Source organism: Micromonospora sp. DT68 (genome assembly GCF_049847245.1).
Taxonomy (GTDB): domain Bacteria; phylum Actinomycetota; class Actinomycetes; order Mycobacteriales; family Micromonosporaceae; genus Micromonospora; species Micromonospora profundi.
The window spans coordinates 571,457-588,101 of the sequence record NZ_JBNCNZ010000002.1 but is presented as its reverse complement, the minus strand read 5'-3'; the positions used below and the strand labels follow the sequence as shown (position 1 = coordinate 588,101).

Sequence of the window (16,645 nt, the reverse complement as noted above, 5' to 3'; positions counted from 1 at the left end):
GCCTCTACCCTCGCGCCACCGCGCACCAGGTCACCCTGGACCAGCGGCTCTGCGCGCCCGGTGGCACACCCCGGGTAACCCACCTGGCGGGACGAGCCGGTCGGCCCGCCGCCGATTCAACGATTCACGCCCCGCCCTCGACCCGCAACACGCTGGTTACGGATCGGACGATGTCCAGGCCACGCAGCTCACCCACTGTCGCGGCGAGCGCGGCGTCCGGCGCGACGTGCGTGACGATCACCAACTCGGCATCGCCGTCCCGACCGGGCGCCCCGCCAGCGGAACCCTGCCGGACCGTCGCGATCGACACGTCGTGGCGGGCGAACACACCGGCCACCGCGGCCAGCACACCCGGGCGGTCGGACACGTCCAGGCTGACGTGGTAGCGGGTCAACGCCTCGCCCATCGGCCGGACGGGCAGGGCGGCGTACGAGCTCTCGCTTGCCGCGCGGACCCCGGCGAGCCGGTTGCGGGACACCGCCACCACGTCGCCGAGCACGGCGCTGGCGGTCGGCGCGCCACCCGCGCCCCGGCCGTAGAACATCAACTGCCCGGCCGCGTCGGCCTCGACGAAGACCGCGTTGAAGGCGTCACCGACGCTTGCCAGCGGGTGGGTGCGCGGGATCATCGCCGGGTGCACCCGGACGCTCACCGTCTCACGGCCGGCCGTGTCGACGCCCCGGGCCGCGATGCAGAGCAGCTTGATGGTGCAGCCCATCGCCTTGGCGCTGGCCATGTCGGCGGCTGTCACCTCGGTGATGCCCTCGCGGTGCACGTCGGCGGCGCTGACCCGCGTGTGGAACGCCAGCGAGGCCAGGATCGCCGCCTTGGCCGCAGCGTCGAAGCCCTCCACGTCGGCGGTCGGGTCGGCCTCCGCGTATCCCAGCTCGGTGGCCTCGTCGAGCGCCTCGGCGAAGCCGGCGCCGGTGGCGTCCATCGCGGAGAGGATGAAGTTCGTGGTGCCGTTGACGATGCCGGTGACCCGGTTGATCCGGTCGCCGTGCAGCGACTCCCGCAGCGGGCGCAGCAACGGGATGGCCCCGGCCACTGACGCCTCGTAGTAGAGGTCGCCGCCGCCCTCGGCGGCCGCGTCGTGCAGGGCCACGCCGTCCTCGGCGAGCAGTGCCTTGTTGGCGGTGACCACGCTCTTGCCCGCGCGCAGCGCCTCGACCAGCCAGGTCCGGGCCGGCTCGATGCCGCCGACCACCTCGACCACCACGTCCACGTCGTCGCGCTTGACCAGGCCGAGCGCGTCGGTGGTGAAGAGGGAGTCGTCGACCGGAAGGTCACCGCGGTCACGACCGAGTCGGCGCACGGCGATGCCGGCGATCTCCAGTGGAGCGCCGATCCGGGCGGTCAGGTCGGCCGACTGCTCGTGCAGCAGCCGGACCACCTCCTGGCCGACAGTTCCGCAGCCGAGCAGCGCCAAACGCACAGGTGACGTCATCCAACATCCAATGCGAGCAGGTCCTCTTCCGTTTCCCGCCGGACGATCAGGCGTGCCTGGCCGTCCCGCACCGCGACGACCGCTGGCCTGGGGACATGGTTGTAGTTGCTGGCCATGCTCCGGCAGTAGGCGCCGGTGCCGGGCACTGCGACAAGATCTCCGGGCTGCACGTCGGCGGGCAGGAATTCATCCTTCACCACGATGTCCCCGGACTCACAATGCTTTCCCACCACGCGGGCGAGCAGAGGCTGCGCCGTCGATGCCCGGGAGGCCAGCGTCGCCGAGTAGGACGCGTCGTAGAGCGCCGTGCGGATGTTGTCGCTCATCCCGCCGTCGACGCTCACGTACGTCCGGATGCCGTCGAGGTCCTTGACCGTGCCGACCTCGTAGAGGGTGAACATTGCCGGCCCGACGATGGCCCGGCCGGGCTCGATCGACAGCCGGGGCGCAGCCAGGTTCTCCGCGGCGCACTCCGAGTCGACGATCTTGCGCAGCCGCTTGGCCAGGTCCTGTGGAGTGGCCGGGTCGTCCTGGGTGGTGTACGCGATGCCGAAACCACCGCCCAGGTCCAGCTCGGGCAGCTCCACCCCACGCGCGTCCCGGATCTGCGCCTGAAGGGCGAGGACCCGGCGGGCGGACACCTCGAAGCCGCTCGCGTCGAAGATCTGCGACCCGATGTGCGAGTGCAGACCGCGCAGCTCCAGCACGCCCTCGTCGAGGACCTTGAACGCGGCAGCGGCGGCGGTGCCACCGGCGAGGGAGAAGCCGAACTTCTGGTCCTCGTGTGCGGTGGCGATGAACTCGTGGGTGTGCGCCTCGACACCCACCGTGACCCGGATCAACACCCCGGGCCGGACGCCCCGCTCGCGGGCCAGCGCGGTGAGCCTGTCGATCTCGGTGAACGAGTCGAGGATGATCCGTCCCACCCCGGCGTCCAGCGCCCGGCTCAGCTCGGCCACCGACTTGTTGTTGCCGTGGAAGCCGATCCGCTCCGGCGGCATCCCCGCCGACAGGGCAGTGGCCAGCTCACCGCCGGTGCAGACGTCGAGGAACAGCCCTTCCTCGGCGATCATCCGCACCACCGCGCGGCAGAGGAACGCCTTGCCTGCGTAGTAGATGTCCTCGTCCGGAAAGGCGGCCCGGAAGTCCCGGCAGCGCGAGCGCAGGTCGGCCTCGTCCAGGACGTACACCGGGGTGCCGAACTCGGCCGCGATGTCGCGGACGCTCAGGCCGCCGACGGCGACCGCGCCGTCGGCGGCGCGCGTCACGCTGCGCGGCCACAGCGCCGGGACCAGGGCGTTGACGTCCTCCGGGGTACGCAGCCAAGCCGGTCCCCGGCTGCCGATGTCGCCGTGCAGCGCACCGGCCTCGTGAGCCCTCATGTCACATCCTCTCGGGTGCGGAGACGCCGAGCAGGCGCAGCCCGTTGGCGATCACGGTGCGGGTGGCGTCGTTGAGCCAGAGCCGGGCCCGCTGGGCGTCGGTGACGAGTTCGTCGCCGCGCGGCAGGATCCGGCAGGCCGGCTCGTCGTAGAACCTGTGGTACGCCTGCGCGACGCGCTCCTCCAGGTAGCGGGCGACCCGGTGCGGCTCGCGCAGCTCGGCGGCGGAGGCGATCACTGCGGGAAACTCGGCGAGCGCCTTGAGCAGCTCGTTTTCCTTCTCGTGGCCGAGCAGGTCGGGGCGGAACTCCGCGCCGTCGCCACGGGTGAGGCCGACCTCGGCGGCGTGCCGGGCCACGCTCGCCGTCCGGGCCGCCACGTACTGCACGTAGTAGACCGGGTTGTCGCGGCTCGCCCGCGTCCACAGCTCGATGTCGATGTCGATCGGCGAGTCGCTGGAGTAGCGGGCCAGGGCGTACCGGGAGGCGTCCACGCCGATGGCGTCGACCAGGTCCTCCAGGGTGATCACGGTGCCGGCCCGCTTGCTCATCCGCAGCGGGGCGCCGTCGCGCAGCAGGTTGACAAGCTGCCCGATGAGGATTTCCAGGTTGCGCTCGGGGTCGTCGCCGAAGCAGGCGGCCATCGCCTTCATCCGCCCCACGTAGCCGTGGTGGTCGGCGCCCAACATGATCACGACCCGCTCGAAGCCGCGCTCCCGCTTGTCCAGGTAGTAGGCGCAGTCCGCGGCGAAGTACGTCCACTCGCCGTTGGACTTGCGCAGCACCCGGTCCTTGTCGTCACCGAAGTCGGTGGTCCGCAGCCAGGTGGCGCCCTCGGACTCGTAGACCCGGCCCTGCTCGCGCAGCCGCACCAGGGCGAGATCCAGCTCACCCCGGTCGTGCAGGTCCTTCTCGTTGAAGTAGGTGTCGAACTCCACCCCGAAGTCGCGCAGCGAGGAGCGGATCTCGTCGAACATCAGCGCGACGCCCTCGACCCGGAACACCTCCTGGGCGGCGGGTTCGTCGAGTGTCAGCAGGTCGGGCCGCCGGGCCTGCACCTCGGTCGCGATCTCGGCGATGTACGCCCCGCCGTAGCCGTCCTCCGGCGCCGGCTCGCCCTTGGCGGCGGCGAGCAGCGAACGGGCGAACCTGTCGATCTGGGAGCCGGCGTCGTTGAAGTAGTACTCAGTGCCCACCTCGGCGCCCGTGGCGCGCAGCAGCCGGCTCAGCGCGTCACCGACGGCCGCCCAGCGGACGCCGCCGATGTGCACCGGGCCGGTCGGGTTGGCCGACACGAACTCCAGATTGATCTTCTCGCCGGCGAGCCGGTCGCTGCGGCCGTACTCCTCGCCGGCCTCGACGATCAGCCGGGCGAGCTGGCCGGCGGCGGCGGCGTCCAGCCGGATGTTCAGAAAGCCCGGCCCGGCGATCTCCACCGATTTGATGCCGGATGCCCGACCCAGCTGGTCGGCCAGGGCGGCGGCCAGCTCGCGCGGCGGAACGCCCACCTTCTTGCTCAGCTGCAGAGCGAGCGTCGAGGCGTAGTCGCCGTGCTCGGGGTTGCGCGGTCGCTCCACCACCGTGCGCTCCGGCAGCGCGGCGTGGTCGAGGCCACGCTCGGCGAAGACGGTGTGGGCGGCGGCGAGGACGACCGAGGCGAGTTCTGCAGGAGTCACCCGCCCATGTTATCGGGGGTAGACTCGGGCACTCGGCGGCAACCCTGCGCGTCATCTGGCCCGCCATCTCCCCTGACCGACCGACCTGACGAGGCACGATGAGCATCAGCACCCCGGGTGGCCCTGAGCGCCGCCCGACCGTGGTCAGCACCGGCAAGAAGCCGGCCGCAGGCCGGCCGACGTCCGGTTCCAAGGCCGGCTCCGGCAAGCCGGCGGGTAAGCCGGTCGGCAGCCCACGGGCAGGCGGCAAGGGCCCCCGCAAGCCGATCACGCCGGTCAAGGTGAGCCAGGGCCGGGCCTGGGGCCCGATCGCGCTCTTCGTCGCCGTGGGCGTGCTCGCGGTCGCCATCATCGGCGTCGCCTCCTGGGCCACCTTCCAGGGCGCCAAGCCGTGGGACAAGCGGGCGAACGCCATCGACGGCATCGTCAACTACCGCAAGTCGGACCCGGAAAGCCTGAAGTACGAGGCCCACAAGTCCGGCCCGCTGACCTACAAGTACCTGCCGCCCACCGGTGGCGTGCACAACGCCGCCTGGCAGAACTGCATGGGTGACGTCTACGACGCCCCGATCGCCAGCGAGCACGCGGTGCACAGCCTGGAGCACGGCGCTGTCTGGATCACCTACCAGCCGGGCCTGTCGCAGGACCAGGTCGACAAGCTCGCCGGCAAGGTTCGCGGCGTCGAGAAGATGATGATGAGCCCGTTCGAGGGTCTGGACAAGCCGATCTCCCTTCAGGCGTGGGGCTACCAGCTCAAGGTCGACAACGCCGACGACGGGCGGATCGACGAGTTCATCAAGACCCTGCGGGTGAACGCCTCCATCGAGGGTCCGACCGCACTGTGCAACCAGGGTGTGACGGCCACCGGCACCACGCCGCGTGACCTCCAGGCCCAGATGCCCACCCAGTAAGGACGGCGAATGACTGCGCCCACCACCACCGACAGCGGGCACGACGAGGCACCGGCGTCTCCGGATGACGCCGGCCGGGCGTCGGCCCGCCGCTACGGCGTCGGAGTGCTCGCTATCATGCTGGTGGCGGGCCTGCTGCTCGGGTACGCCGGTGGCCTGCTGACCCCGCAGCTCACCCGGCCCGGCGACGCCTCGGTCGAGGCGGGCTTCGCACGGGACATGACGACGCACCACACCCAGGCGGTGGAGATGAGCCTCACCGCGTACCGGTCGGCGACGATGCCCGCCGTCCGCCAGATGGCAGTGGACATCGCCACCGGGCAACAGGGCGAGATCGGCGCCATGCAGACCTGGCTGCGGGAGTGGGGCCTGAGCCCGACCGGGACGGAGCGGCCGATGGCCTGGATGTCCGACGGGGCGACCGTCAAGGACGGGCTGATGCCAGGAATGGCCACACCGCAGCAGATGGCTGCGCTGCGCGACGCCCAGGGCATCGAGGTCGACAGGCAGTTCCTGACCCTGATGATCAACCATCACCTGGGCGGGATCCACATGATCGACGCGGTGCTCGGCGAGACCGGCAACGACGAGGTGCTGCGGGTTGCACGGACCATGAAGTCCACCCAGCAGACCGAGCTGAACAACCTCCGGCAACTCCAGGCGCAGGCCAACGGCTGATCCGCCACACGGGCACATCGGGCCCGCGTCACCGCCGCACACCGGCGAGGACGCGGGCCCCTTCGTAGCGCCTTGTCCGCTTACGTCCGGTATGGGAGCTTTGAGCGGCACAGGCGATTACGTTGCTTAGAGAGTTTTCTCCCCACATATCGTGACCAGTTGCGATTCGGGCTCGTTGCCCAAGACGTGGGGGTTGCACTCAGAGACGCGCGGCGTTCGGTCACCAGTTGGTGCCGACGCCACACCATCGGTGGTGACGGGGCGGTGGCAGCCGTCCGTCGCGGACAGCGGCAGGGCGAGCCGGGAATGCTCAGCCGCGAACAGGAACTCGAACTGATCGACGTGCTGCGGGGCGTCCACCCGGACGAGTTCGGCCTGGACGAAGAGCTGTGGACGAGGCAGAGCCTCACCACGCTCATCCAGCGCCGTTTCGACCTGCCGCTGGACGCGGGCGCCGTCGGGGCGTACCTGCGGGCCTGGGGGTTGGGTCCGCGGGAACCGCGCGAGCGGGCCTGCGGGCTCTGCGTCAGCGCGGTCGAGCGCTGGGTACGCACCCAGTACCCGGCGATCACCCGCGCCGCCCAGGAACACCTGGCGGAGGTCTACTGGATCGGCCGCGTACGACTGCGCGGCACCATGCCGGCGGCCGACGTGATCTCCGCGGTCTCGTCTCGGGGCCGCGTACGCTTCATGATCACTACGCCGACTGTCGACCCGCCGCTCCCCCGCGACTTCGTGCTGCGGCTCAGCGGCGAGGAGCAGCGCACAGTGCACCTGATCGTCGACGGGTCCTGGCCGCGCAACGAGTGGCCGCGCCGACTGCCCCGGCGGATCGTCCTGCACCCGCTGCCCAGTTGTGGGCGGGCCATCGCGGCCTGAGCCACGAGGTATCGGGCGACACGACCCTGTCGCCCGATACCGGTTCGGCGTACGCGGAGGAGGTTTGCTAGTCTTCTCCAGTCGCTGAGCCCCCGTAGCTCAGGGGATAGAGCACCGCCCTCCGGAGGCGGGGGCGCAGGTTCGAATCCTGCCGGGGGCACCATTCACGAACAGCAGATAAGGCCTCTGACCAGGGAATCCGGTCAGAGGCCTCGCGCATCCACGGGTCGATCCCGACGGCGTACCTCAGGGTCCTGGAGTGCCCGCGCGATCGCAGCGAGCAACCCGCTCCCGCACAGACCGGGTGCTCCGATCCAGAACTCTTCCCGGTCGTACCACTCGACCAGGTCGACACCGGGCTGAGCGGCGATCGACCGGTCGAGGGGCAGCGCGGCGTCATCGTCATAGCAGCCGTAGATCTCATCGCCGGCCCACATCAGCCAGTGGAGCGGGCCGAGCCGAGACTCGTTCTGCCCCTCGTCGAAGTGGACCATGAACCGCTCTGTCGGGTCCATCGGCCGCACACCGAGCGATCCGGTCGCGAGCAGTTGCTCGACGGTCGGGGCCTCTTCCCAGTCACGGCTTGGGACGACCAGCGTGAGCACGTCCTCCAGATGCTCAGGGCAGGCGCAATCGGGTTGTCTCGGCGGCCGCCAGTCGTCCTTTCCGGAGAAGATAGCCATCCGACAATGCTAGGCGGCCCGCCGTCTCCCGTGGCCTGGCCAGATCGAAATGTCCACCGCCGGCCCGGAGGGTCGGCGGTGGACAGCCGTCGCTCAGTGCGCCTCGGCCGGCACCAGCTTCGAGGTTGCCTCCGGCGCCGAACCAACACCCGGGTCGTCGACATCCGAGCGGCGGTTGAGCCACTTGTCGATCAGCAGGTTCAGGACCAGCCCGACCGCACCCCAGATGGCGATGACGAGCAGGTTCTGCCCGACGCCGACACCGTCGAAGTACCGCAGTGATCGGGCGATGTCGACAGCCGCCGGCAGCGGCAGTACGTCCTGGAGAGGGCGGAACACCTCGGGGACGAGGTACACCGACATGCCCCCGCCGGATGCGGGCAGGCCGGCCATCATCAGCACCACCATCATCGGGATGATCCCGGCCAGGCCGACGGTGCGCGTGAGGACTCCGGTGGCCAGGGAGACCGAGAAGATGGTCAGCGCCCCGTAGCCGATGAGCTCGAGGGCGTTGCCACTGATCGCGCCGATGAGGACGTCGAAGAGGAACCACAGCCAGACGGACATGCCGACCGCCCAGCCGGCCAGCAACGGCAGGAACTGGGGCAGGCGGCGCACGTGCGGTGCGCCGCCGCGCAGGACAGCCAGGAACAGGAAGCCGGCCATGATCCACGACATGCCGACGTACATGCTGTTGCTGCCGCCGGTGTCGGTGTCGCTCAGGGGCTGCACGTCGGTGAGCGTGAGCGGAAGCTCCTGGGCTGCGGCGATCGGCTGGAAGATCGCGCGGATCGTGGACTGCTGGCTGGGGTTGGCGGCGGACGCCGAGTAGAGCGTCGCCGGAGCGTCCGGTGCCGACGGCAGGACGAAGGCGGCAACCACGTCACGGGCCTTGATCTGCTCGGTGGCCTGCTCGGCGCTGTCGGCAACTGTGACGTCGAGGATGCCGGTGAGCTGCGTGTTCAGGCCGTCGGCGGTCTGCTGGGCCAGCTCGGGGGTGGCGGCGACCACGACGACCGGGATGTCGTGCGGCTGCGGTTTGTGCATGGAGAAGCCCATGGCACCCACGACGACCACGAGGATGGCCAGTGGGAAGCCGGCCGCGGCGACGTACCGGAATCGCTTGGAGCGCGGCGGCCCGCCGGCGAGGGCGGGGGCCTTCGCGTCGGGGTCGGGGATCGGCGGGACGCCGGGGATGACGTTCCCGCTCGCGCTGCGCTCCTTGAGCAGGCAGAGCGCGAGGGCAGCCACGATCCACACGGTCAGGACGACCAGGTGGGTGCCGAGGCCGTTGCCGTCGAAGTACAGGACCGAGCGCAGCGCCTCGCCGGCCGCCGGGAGCGGGAGCACTCCGTGCAGGAACTGGAAGAACCCGGGCATGTTGTGCACCGACAACGCCAGGTTCGACGCGGGCATGCCGAACACGACCCAGAGCAGCATGCCGGGCAGCACCGCGAGAGGGCCGACCACCTTGGAGAGCAGTAGCTGGGCCATGCCGACGGCTGCTGTGGCGAGCATGCCGACGCCGAGGAAGGTGAGGTAGTGGCCCTCGACGGCGCCCACGACGGGGCCGAGGATGAGCCAGATTATCGAGCTGGTGAGCGCGGACCAGCCGGCCAGCACGGGCAGGAACCGTCGCAGCCGCAGCAGGTGGGGAACGCCCATCACCATGATGCTCAGCGGCACGTAGCCGGCAAGCATCATGCCCATGGCGGCGAACAGGACCGCGATGCCGGCCCGGTCACCGTCGGGCAGCGGCGCGACGTCCTCGGTGGTGGCCTGCCAGTTGTTCGCCACGGCGACCGGCGCGAGCAACTGCTGGACGGTGGCGCCCTGCGATGCCCCGGCCGCCGATGCGGTGAGGATTGTCGCGCTGTCACCGCCCGGAGCGGGCAGGACCAGCGCGGCGGCGGCTTCCTGGTCGCGCAGCAGGTCGACAGCGTCGTCCCGGGTGGGCACCAGCGTGGCGTCGGTGGTGTTTCCGGGCGCGGCGTTGAGGCCGTCGACGATCGCCTGCGCGGCGGCGCCGCTGCCGACGACCGCCACCGGCATGTCCCGGGGGTGCGGCGAGTGCATTGTCGCCATGTAGGTCGCGAACATCATCGTGACCATGAGGAACGGCATCACGAACAGGGCGACCATTCGGATGATCTGTTCCTTGCGGTCCGGGCCGGGCGGGCGGCCGTCGATCACGTCGGCAGCCTCGATCACGGCTTCGGTGTCCATGCACTCTCCAGATCAGTTTATAAGCCAGGTGACTTACGAACTGTAGGCGGCGCAGGTCGGATGCGGGAATCCGGCTAGGTTGACCTGAGTCACATCCGGGGTGAGAACAGCGAGGGAGCCGGTCATGAGGCGGTCAGTGGCGGCACGCACCGCCCTGCTCGACGCGGCCGAACGGCTCTTCGCCGAGTCGGGCGTCGCGGAGATCTCCGACCGGAGAGTGGCAGAGGCGGCCGGCAACACCAACCACTCGGCGGTGCGCTACTACTTCGGCGGACGCGACGGCCTACTCAAGGCACTCATGGCCCGCCACGTGCACGACGTGGCGCAACAACGCGAGAAGATGCCCCCACCCGAGGACTCCGTCCTCGGCGACATACGCGGCCTCGTGGAGCCGAGCATGCGGGTGCTCGACCACCTGCCGCGACCGAGCTGGCGAGCCCGGTTCCTCGACCACGTCCTCCACAACCCCGCTACTGCGCCGATCATGCGGGAAGCCCAGGACATCACGCCACAGGCTATGCAACTGCGCGCGTCACTGGCCGCGCGGCTGCGACACCTCGACCCGGACATCGTCGCCGGCCGCGCGCGCCTGATCGCCCGCATCGTCAGCACCGCGGCCGCAGAGGTCGAGGCACGCGCCGAACGCGACGGCGAAGACCCCCGGTGGCCGCAGGTCGGTGACTTCCTCGTCGACGCCATCACCGGCATGCTCTCCGCCCCCATCAGCCGACCGGGCAGAGCCGGGAGCTGACCTCAGCGCCGGCTCAACCGCCGACGTACACCGCGAGGTGCTCGCCGGTGAGCGTAGAGCGGGCGGCGACGAGATCCGCCGGGGTGCCCTCGAAGACGACCTGCCCGCCGTCGTGACCGGCACCCGGACCCAGGTCGATGATCCAGTCGGCGTGCGCCATGACCGCCTGGTGGTGCTCGACGACGATCACCGACTTGCCGGAGTCGACGAGCCGGTCCAACAGGCCGAGCAACTGCTCGACGTCGGCGAGATGCAGGCCGGTGGTCGGCTCGTCGAGGACGTAGACGCCGCCCTTCTCGGCCATCCGTGTGGCCAGCTTGAGCCGCTGCCGCTCGCCGCCGGACAGGGTGGTGAGCGGCTGGCCGAGGCTGAGGTAACCGAGGCCGACGTCGGCGAGCCGGTCGAGGATGGCGTGCGCGGCTGGCGTACGCGCCTCGCCGTCGGCGAAGAACCGCTCCGCCTCGGTCACCGACATGGCCAGCACCTCGCTGATGTTGCGGCCACCGAAGCGGTATTCCAGGACCGAAGCCTGGAACCGCCGGCCCTCGCACTCCTCGCAGGTGGCCGCCACACCGGCCATCATTCCCAGGTCGGTGTAGATGACCCCGGCGCCGTTGCAGCCGGGGCACGCGCCCTCGGAGTTGGCACTGAACAGCGCCGGCTTCACACCGTTCGCCTTCGCGAACGCCTTCCGGATCGGCTCCAGCAACCCGGTGTACGTCGCCGGATTGCTCCGCCGCGACCCACGGATCGCGCTCTGGTCGACAGACACCACGCCCTCCCGGCTGGACACCGAGCCGTGGATCAGCGAACTCTTGCCCGACCCGGCCACCCCGGTCACCACCACCAGCACACCCAACGGGATGTCGACGTCGACGTCGCGCAGGTTGTGGGTGCTCGCGCCCCGGATCTCCAGCAGACCCGACGGCGTCCGTACGGACGGCTTCACGCCGGCCCGGTAGTCGAGGTGCCGGCCCGTGAGGGTGTCGCTGGCCCGCAGCCCGGCCACGGTGCCCTCGAACACCACCTCGCCACCTGCCGTGCCGGCGCCGGGGCCCAGGTCGACCACGTGGTCGGCGATGGCGATGGCCTCCGGCTTGTGCTCGACGACAAGCACTGTGTTGCCCTTGTCGCGCAGCCGCAGCAGCAGGTTGTTCATCCGCGCGATGTCGTGCGGGTGCAGCCCGATGGTCGGCTCGTCGAAGACGTAGGTGACGTCGGTGAGCGACGACCCGAGGTGGCGGATCATCTTGGTGCGCTGCGCCTCGCCGCCGGAGAGGGTGCCCGACGGCCGGTCCAGGGACAGGTAGCCCAGCCCGATCTCCTCGAACGAGTCCACCAGGTGTTGCAGCCCGGCGAGCAGCGGGGCAACCGAGGAGTCGCTGATGCCCCGGACCCAGCCGGCCAGGTCGCTGATCTGCATGGCGCAGACGTCGGCGATGTTCTTGCCGTTGATCTTCGAGGACCGTGCCTCCGCACTGAGCCGGGTGCCCTCGCACTCGGGGCAGGTAGTGAACGTCACCGCCCGCTCGACGAAGGCACGGATGTGCGGTTGCAGCGTGTCGATGTCCTTGGAAAGGAACGACTTCTGGATCTGCGGGATCAGACCGACGTACGTCAGGTTGATGCCCTCGATCTTGATCTTGGTCGGCTCCTTGTGGAGCAGGTCCTGCAACTCCTTCTTGTTGTACTTGCCGATCGGCTTGTCCGGGTCGAAGTAGCCACAACCACGGTAGATGCGGCCGTACCAGCCCTCCATGCTGTAGCCGGGGATGGTGATCGCGCCCTCGTTAAGCGACTTGCTGGCGTCGTAGAGCGCGGACAGGTCGAAGTCCGTGACGGAGCCCATGCCCTCGCAACGCGGGCACATGCCGCCCAGCCGGTTGAATGTCGCCTTCTCGGTCTTGGACTTGCCGGCGCCGCGCTCGACGGTGATCGCGCCGCTCGCCCGGACCGACGGAACGTTGAAGGAGAACGCGTTCGGCGAACCGATGTGCGGCTGCCCGAGCCTGCTGAAGAGGATGCGCAGCATCGCGTTGGCGTCCGTGGCGGTGCCGACGGTCGATCGGGCGTTGGCGCCCATCCGCTCCTGGTCGACGATGATCGCCGTCGTCAGCCCGTCCAGCACGTCGACCTCGGGTCGGGCCAGCGTCGGCATGAACCCCTGCACGAAGGCGCTGTACGTCTCGTTGATCATGCGCTGCGACTCGGCGGCGATGGTGCCGAACACGAGCGAACTCTTGCCCGAACCGGAGACGCCGGTGAACACCGTCAAACGCCGCTTCGGCAGCTCGACGGTGACGTCCTTGAGGTTGTTGACGCGCGCGCCCTGCACCCGGATCAGGTCGTGGCTGTCGGCGGCGTGCTTGCTCATCGTCTCTCCATCTGTCCGGCGGGCGTGCCCCGGCTGGCCGGCGCCTGTCGGGTCGCGCCCGGAGTGACGCCAGGGCCACCCACGCCGCTTCGACCCGTGGCGGTCACGGTAGGCCCGGTCGCGTGACCTGCGCTTCTCGATTTCTGACCGGTCTGGTCACCTGTTTGGCGGTGCAGGACGGCATGCCCTCCGTCGCTCCTGCCGCCTGCCGGCGGTAGGTGCTCGGTGGCACACCGACAAGCTCGGTGAAGCGGGTGCTGAAGGTGCCGAGCGACGAGCAGCCGACCGCGAAGCAGACGTCGGTGACGCTGAGGTCACCGCGCCGCAGCAGGGCCATCGCGCGCTCGATGCGGCGGGTCATGAGATAGCTGTACGGAGATTCGCCGTAGGCGAGCCGGAACTCCCGACTGAGATGCCCGGCTGACATGTGCACACCCCGGGCGAGCGCCTCGACATCCAGCGGCTGCGCGTATTCCCGGTCGATCCGGTCACGCACACGGCGCAGCCGCGCCAGATCGTCGAGGCGCGCGGCGGCAGGTCTGCTGCTCACCTGGAAAATCGTGCCACACGCCACCGACAAATCTGGATCACCGAACGGGCGGGTTCCCGCCGGTCGGGGCGGCAGCGGGCCGGTGCGAGCCGCTCCGGGGCGTACCGTCAGGTGGTTTCGCGGCGGGCTCGGGCCCGGCGCTTGCCCTCGTGCATGGCCTGCACCCGGGCCACCGGGATGGTCCGTCCCTCGGCCACCAGGTCGGCGGGCAGCGACTGCGGCGCCGGCATCAGGGTGGCCCAGGGGTCGGTCTCGGCGACAAGCGGCGGCACGGTCCGGATGGTGAAGTCCGCCGGGGTCACATCGGTCAGGTCGGCCCAGTCGACAGGGAACGACACGGGCATCCCGGGACGCAGTCGAGGGCTGTACGCGGCGACGACAGTCGCACCGCCGGACCGGGTGGCGTCCACGAAGACCTTGCCGCCCCGGTCCTCCTTGATGTACGCCGTGGTGGCAAGCGCCGGGTCCAGCCGTTCGGCGCGGACGGCGAGCGCACGCGTGGCGGCGGCCAACTCCTCCGCCGTGGGCTCACCGGCCACCGGAACGAAGACGTGCACACCCTTGGCGCCGCTGGTCTTTACCGCTCCGGCCATCCCGGCGTCGGCGAGCGCCTGACGGACCAGCAGTGCCGCACCTACCGCCGCCGCGAACCCGTCGCCCTCGGGTGGGTCGAGGTCGAGCACCAGGTGCGTGGGGCGGTGCAGGTCGGCCGCGGTGGCGAGCGTCGGGTGGTATTCGACGGCCCGTTGGTTGGCGAACCAGAGCAGTGTCCGCCGGTCGTCGCAGAGGGCGTACGAGATCTCCCGGTGCGAGGCCTCGGCCCAGACCGGCACGCGGCGGACCCAGTCCGGGGTGTACTTCGGCAGGTTCTTCTGCATGAAGGGGGGCTGCCCCGGTCGGACCCTGATCACCGACAGCGGCCGGTCCCGTAGCTGTGCCAGGATCCGCTCCCGGACCGCGTCGAGATAGTCGACAAGGTCCCGCTTGGTCGCGTCGGCGCGGTCGGACAGCGGCTGGTCCAGGTTGGTCAGGGCCACGCCGTCGCGGGTCTCGTCAGCCTCGGTCACCCGATCACCCTCCCGGCCGGGGAGCTGTCGGTCAACCGGACGCGGCGCTTCGACGGAGGAAGATTGCGGCGACCCGCGCGGGGCAGAGTGGCAAGCGCGAGCAGCAGCACGGTCACCACCAGGGCGGCGGCCACTGCGAACGCGGCCCGATAGCCGCCGGCCAGCGCGTCCACCTCGTCCCAGCCTGCGGCCCGCAGACCGTCGGCGCGCACGGCGGCCAGCGTGCTCAACGCGGCCAGGCCGACCGCGCCGCCGACCTGCTGGGTGGTGTTTGCCAGCCCCGACGCGAGCCCGGCGTCCGCGTCGGTCGCCCCGGCCATGGCAAGGGTGGTGACGGCCGGCAGGGTCAGACCGCCGGCAACCCCGAAGATCACCATCGCGGGGAGTACGTCGGTGAGGTAGCCGCCGTCGGCGGGAAGCCTGGCGAGCAGCAGGAAGCCGACGGCCGCCAGGCCGAGCCCGGTCACCAGCACGCTCCGGGCGCCCCAGCGGGCGATCAGCCGGCCGGCCAGGCCGAGCGAGATCACGGCGATCACCACAGGGGTGGGCAGGAAGGCCCAGCCGGTGGCCGCCGCGTCCAGCCCGAGGACCAGTTGCAGCTCCACTGCGAGCAGGAACTGGAAACCGAAGTACGCGGCGACCATGAGGAACTGCACGCTGTTCGCGGCGACCAGACCTGGTACGCGCAGCACCCGGCCCGGCAGCAGCGGGGTCGACGCCGTGCGCTGGCGGACGGCGAACCCACCGAGCAGCAGCGCCGCGAGCGCCGCCGCGCCGAGGGTCCGGCTGCTGGTCCAGCCGTGCTCGGCGGTGCCCACGATGCCCAGCACGGCGGCCATCAGGCCGGAGGTGGCGAGCAGCGCCCCGGGTACGTCGAGGCCGGCCCGCAGGCCGATCCCCCGTTCGGCGGGGAGGGTGCGGACGGCGGCGACCAGGATGAGCACTCCGATCGGCAGGTTGACCAGGAAGATCGACCGCCAGCCGGCCAGCTCGGTGAGCAACCCGCCGGCCACCGTCCCGATCGACGCGCCGGCTGCGCCGGTGAAGCTGAAGACCGCGATGGCGCGAGCCCGCTCGGCAGGCTCGGGATAGAGCCGGACGATCATGCCGAGGCTTACCGCCATCGCCAGAGCGCCGCCGACGCCCTGACCGAAACGCGCGGCGACGAGCTGGCCCGGCCCGGTGGCCGCGGCACAGCCCAGCGAGGCCAGTGTGAACAGCGCTACGCCGGCCAGGAAGACGCGCCGCCGGCCCAGCAGGTCGCCTAGGCGGCCGGCGAGCAGCAGCAATCCGCCGAAGGCGACCAGGTAGGCGTTCACCACCCAGGCCAGGCCGGGGGCGGTGAAGCCCAGGTCGCGCTGGATGGCGGGCAGCGCGACCGCCACCACGCTTCCGTCCAGAATGATCATCAGGCTGCCGGCGCAGAGCACGAGCAGCGCCGGCCAGCGGGGCGGAACGACCCGGTCCATGAAACTCCTCCTTGGTGCATGCTTTGTTACCGACGTCATCGTCTGTGACCATGAGTCGGAGCGGAAGGAGGCACTGTGATGTCCCAGAGGAACAGCGATGTGTCCGCACTGGTCGACGCGGAGCTGACCTGCGCGGCCGGGGACGTGCCGTTCACCGCCGGGCAGGCCAAGGCGTGCACCGTCCGCGAGGTGCTGGACCGGGTCGGCGGCAAATGGAGCATCAGCATCCTGGTTGTCGCCTCCAACGGGCCGGTGCGCTTCACCGAGCTGGAGCGGCACATCGAGGGCATCAGCCGCCGGATGCTCACGCTGACGCTGCGTAACCTGGAACGCGACGGCCTGCTGCACCGCCGGGTCTATCCGACAGTGCCGCCCAAGGTCGAATACACGGCCACCCCGATGGCGCTGGAGCTGTACGAGTCCCTGGTCGCCCTGACCAACTGGGCCGAGCGGCACCGTCGGGCCATCGCCGAGGCGCGGACCAGGTACGACAGGGAGCACGCCGGTTAAACCAGGGCCGGGTGTGGGGAACACCACGAGGGATTTCTGACCG

Annotated in this window: 14 protein-coding genes and 1 tRNA gene; 6 read left to right on the top strand and 9 right to left on the bottom strand. The window is 70.5% G+C overall.

Annotation, left to right across the window (positions count from 1 at the left end):
• Positions 1–124: 124 nt before the first annotated feature.
• Genes ACPXB1_RS05930 through argS form a run of 3 tightly spaced genes read right to left on the bottom strand, consistent with a single transcriptional unit; the run spans position 125 to position 4,504 of the window.
• On the bottom strand, positions 125–1,435 hold the full coding sequence (locus tag ACPXB1_RS05930) for a homoserine dehydrogenase (RefSeq protein WP_425734901.1): 1,311 nt from the start codon (positions 1,433–1,435) through the stop codon (positions 125–127).
• An 8-nt stretch (positions 1,436–1,443) separates the two neighbouring features.
• Positions 1,444–2,829 (bottom strand): diaminopimelate decarboxylase, encoded by a 1,386-nt coding sequence (lysA, locus tag ACPXB1_RS05925; protein WP_425734887.1) that lies wholly within the window; start codon positions 2,827–2,829, stop codon positions 1,444–1,446.
• A gap of 1 nt (position 2,830) precedes the next feature.
• Positions 2,831–4,504 (bottom strand): arginine--tRNA ligase, encoded by a 1,674-nt coding sequence (gene argS / locus ACPXB1_RS05920; RefSeq protein ID WP_355591257.1) that lies wholly within the window; start codon positions 4,502–4,504, stop codon positions 2,831–2,833.
• Between the two features lie 98 nt (positions 4,505–4,602).
• On the opposite strand from argS, the gene ACPXB1_RS05915 reads away from it, so the two are divergent.
• From ACPXB1_RS05915 to ACPXB1_RS05900, 4 genes are all read left to right on the top strand, one after another.
• On the top strand, positions 4,603–5,415 hold the full coding sequence (locus ACPXB1_RS05915; RefSeq protein WP_355591254.1) for a DUF3105 domain-containing protein: 813 nt from the start codon (positions 4,603–4,605) through the stop codon (positions 5,413–5,415).
• Between the two features lie 9 nt (positions 5,416–5,424).
• On the top strand, positions 5,425–6,093 hold the full coding sequence (locus tag ACPXB1_RS05910; protein ID WP_355591251.1) for a DUF305 domain-containing protein: 669 nt from the start codon (positions 5,425–5,427) through the stop codon (positions 6,091–6,093).
• A gap of 186 nt (positions 6,094–6,279) precedes the next feature.
• A complete protein-coding gene (locus ACPXB1_RS05905) occupies positions 6,280–6,972 on the top strand; it encodes a winged helix-turn-helix domain-containing protein (RefSeq protein ID WP_355591438.1) in 693 nt (230 codons plus the stop codon).
• Between the two features lie 88 nt (positions 6,973–7,060).
• Positions 7,061–7,135 (top strand) — tRNA-Arg (locus ACPXB1_RS05900).
• Positions 7,136–7,175: 40 nt separating this feature from the next.
• On the opposite strand, the gene ACPXB1_RS05895 is transcribed toward ACPXB1_RS05900, so the two are convergent.
• Both ACPXB1_RS05895 and ACPXB1_RS05890 read right to left on the bottom strand, forming a co-directional pair.
• Complete coding sequence (locus tag ACPXB1_RS05895; RefSeq protein ID WP_355591248.1) at positions 7,176–7,655, bottom strand: hypothetical protein; 480 nt, start codon at positions 7,653–7,655, stop codon at positions 7,176–7,178.
• 93 nt (positions 7,656–7,748) lie between these two features.
• Positions 7,749–9,881, bottom strand: coding sequence for an ABC transporter permease (locus ACPXB1_RS05890; protein ID WP_425734886.1), 2,133 nt, complete (start codon positions 9,879–9,881; stop codon positions 7,749–7,751).
• 124 nt (positions 9,882–10,005) lie between these two features.
• Here ACPXB1_RS05890 and ACPXB1_RS05885 point away from each other — a divergent pair, with 124 nt between their 5' ends.
• Positions 10,006–10,632, top strand: a complete 627-nt coding sequence (locus tag ACPXB1_RS05885) for a TetR/AcrR family transcriptional regulator (protein WP_355591242.1) — start codon at positions 10,006–10,008, stop codon at positions 10,630–10,632.
• A 13-nt stretch (positions 10,633–10,645) separates the two neighbouring features.
• On the opposite strand, the gene ACPXB1_RS05880 is transcribed toward ACPXB1_RS05885, so the two are convergent.
• The 4 genes from ACPXB1_RS05880 to ACPXB1_RS05865 all read right to left on the bottom strand — a co-directional run bounded on the left by ACPXB1_RS05880 (position 10,646) and on the right by ACPXB1_RS05865 (position 16,092).
• Complete coding sequence (locus ACPXB1_RS05880) at positions 10,646–13,006, bottom strand: ATP-binding cassette domain-containing protein (RefSeq protein ID WP_425734885.1); 2,361 nt, start codon at positions 13,004–13,006, stop codon at positions 10,646–10,648.
• Positions 13,007–13,109: 103 nt separating this feature from the next.
• Positions 13,110–13,556, bottom strand: a complete 447-nt coding sequence (locus tag ACPXB1_RS05875; protein WP_425734884.1) for a helix-turn-helix transcriptional regulator — start codon at positions 13,554–13,556, stop codon at positions 13,110–13,112.
• Positions 13,557–13,663: 107 nt separating this feature from the next.
• Positions 13,664–14,623 (bottom strand): DNA polymerase domain-containing protein, encoded by a 960-nt coding sequence (locus ACPXB1_RS05870; RefSeq protein WP_355591233.1) that lies wholly within the window; start codon positions 14,621–14,623, stop codon positions 13,664–13,666.
• Complete coding sequence (locus ACPXB1_RS05865) at positions 14,620–16,092, bottom strand: MFS transporter (protein WP_425734883.1); 1,473 nt, start codon at positions 16,090–16,092, stop codon at positions 14,620–14,622. The genes ACPXB1_RS05870 and ACPXB1_RS05865 overlap by 4 nt, the downstream gene beginning before the upstream one ends.
• 75 nt (positions 16,093–16,167) lie before the next feature.
• Between ACPXB1_RS05865 and ACPXB1_RS05860 the strand changes: the two genes are divergently transcribed.
• Positions 16,168–16,602, top strand: coding sequence for a winged helix-turn-helix transcriptional regulator (locus tag ACPXB1_RS05860; protein ID WP_355591227.1), 435 nt, complete (start codon positions 16,168–16,170; stop codon positions 16,600–16,602).
• Positions 16,603–16,645: the final 43 nt, after the last annotated feature.

What these genes read in the sequence shown, in the direction of transcription:
- ACPXB1_RS05865 (WP_425734883.1), bottom strand. Translation starts at nt 16,092, where the DNA reads ATGGACCGGGTCGTTCCGCCCCGCTGGCCGGCGCTGCTCGTGCTCTGC.
- ACPXB1_RS05890 (WP_425734886.1), bottom strand. Translation starts at nt 9,881, where the DNA reads ATGGACACCGAAGCCGTGATCGAGGCTGCCGACGTGATCGACGGCCGC.
- lysA (WP_425734887.1), bottom strand. Translation starts at nt 2,829, where the DNA reads ATGAGGGCTCACGAGGCCGGTGCGCTGCACGGCGACATCGGCAGCCGG.
- ACPXB1_RS05895 (WP_355591248.1), bottom strand. Translation starts at nt 7,655, where the DNA reads ATGGCTATCTTCTCCGGAAAGGACGACTGGCGGCCGCCGAGACAACCC.
- ACPXB1_RS05915 (WP_355591254.1), top strand. Translation starts at nt 4,603, where the DNA reads ATGAGCATCAGCACCCCGGGTGGCCCTGAGCGCCGCCCGACCGTGGTC.
- ACPXB1_RS05880 (WP_425734885.1), bottom strand. Translation starts at nt 13,006, where the DNA reads ATGAGCAAGCACGCCGCCGACAGCCACGACCTGATCCGGGTGCAGGGC.
- ACPXB1_RS05885 (WP_355591242.1), top strand. Translation starts at nt 10,006, where the DNA reads ATGAGGCGGTCAGTGGCGGCACGCACCGCCCTGCTCGACGCGGCCGAA.
- ACPXB1_RS05910 (WP_355591251.1), top strand. Translation starts at nt 5,425, where the DNA reads ATGACTGCGCCCACCACCACCGACAGCGGGCACGACGAGGCACCGGCG.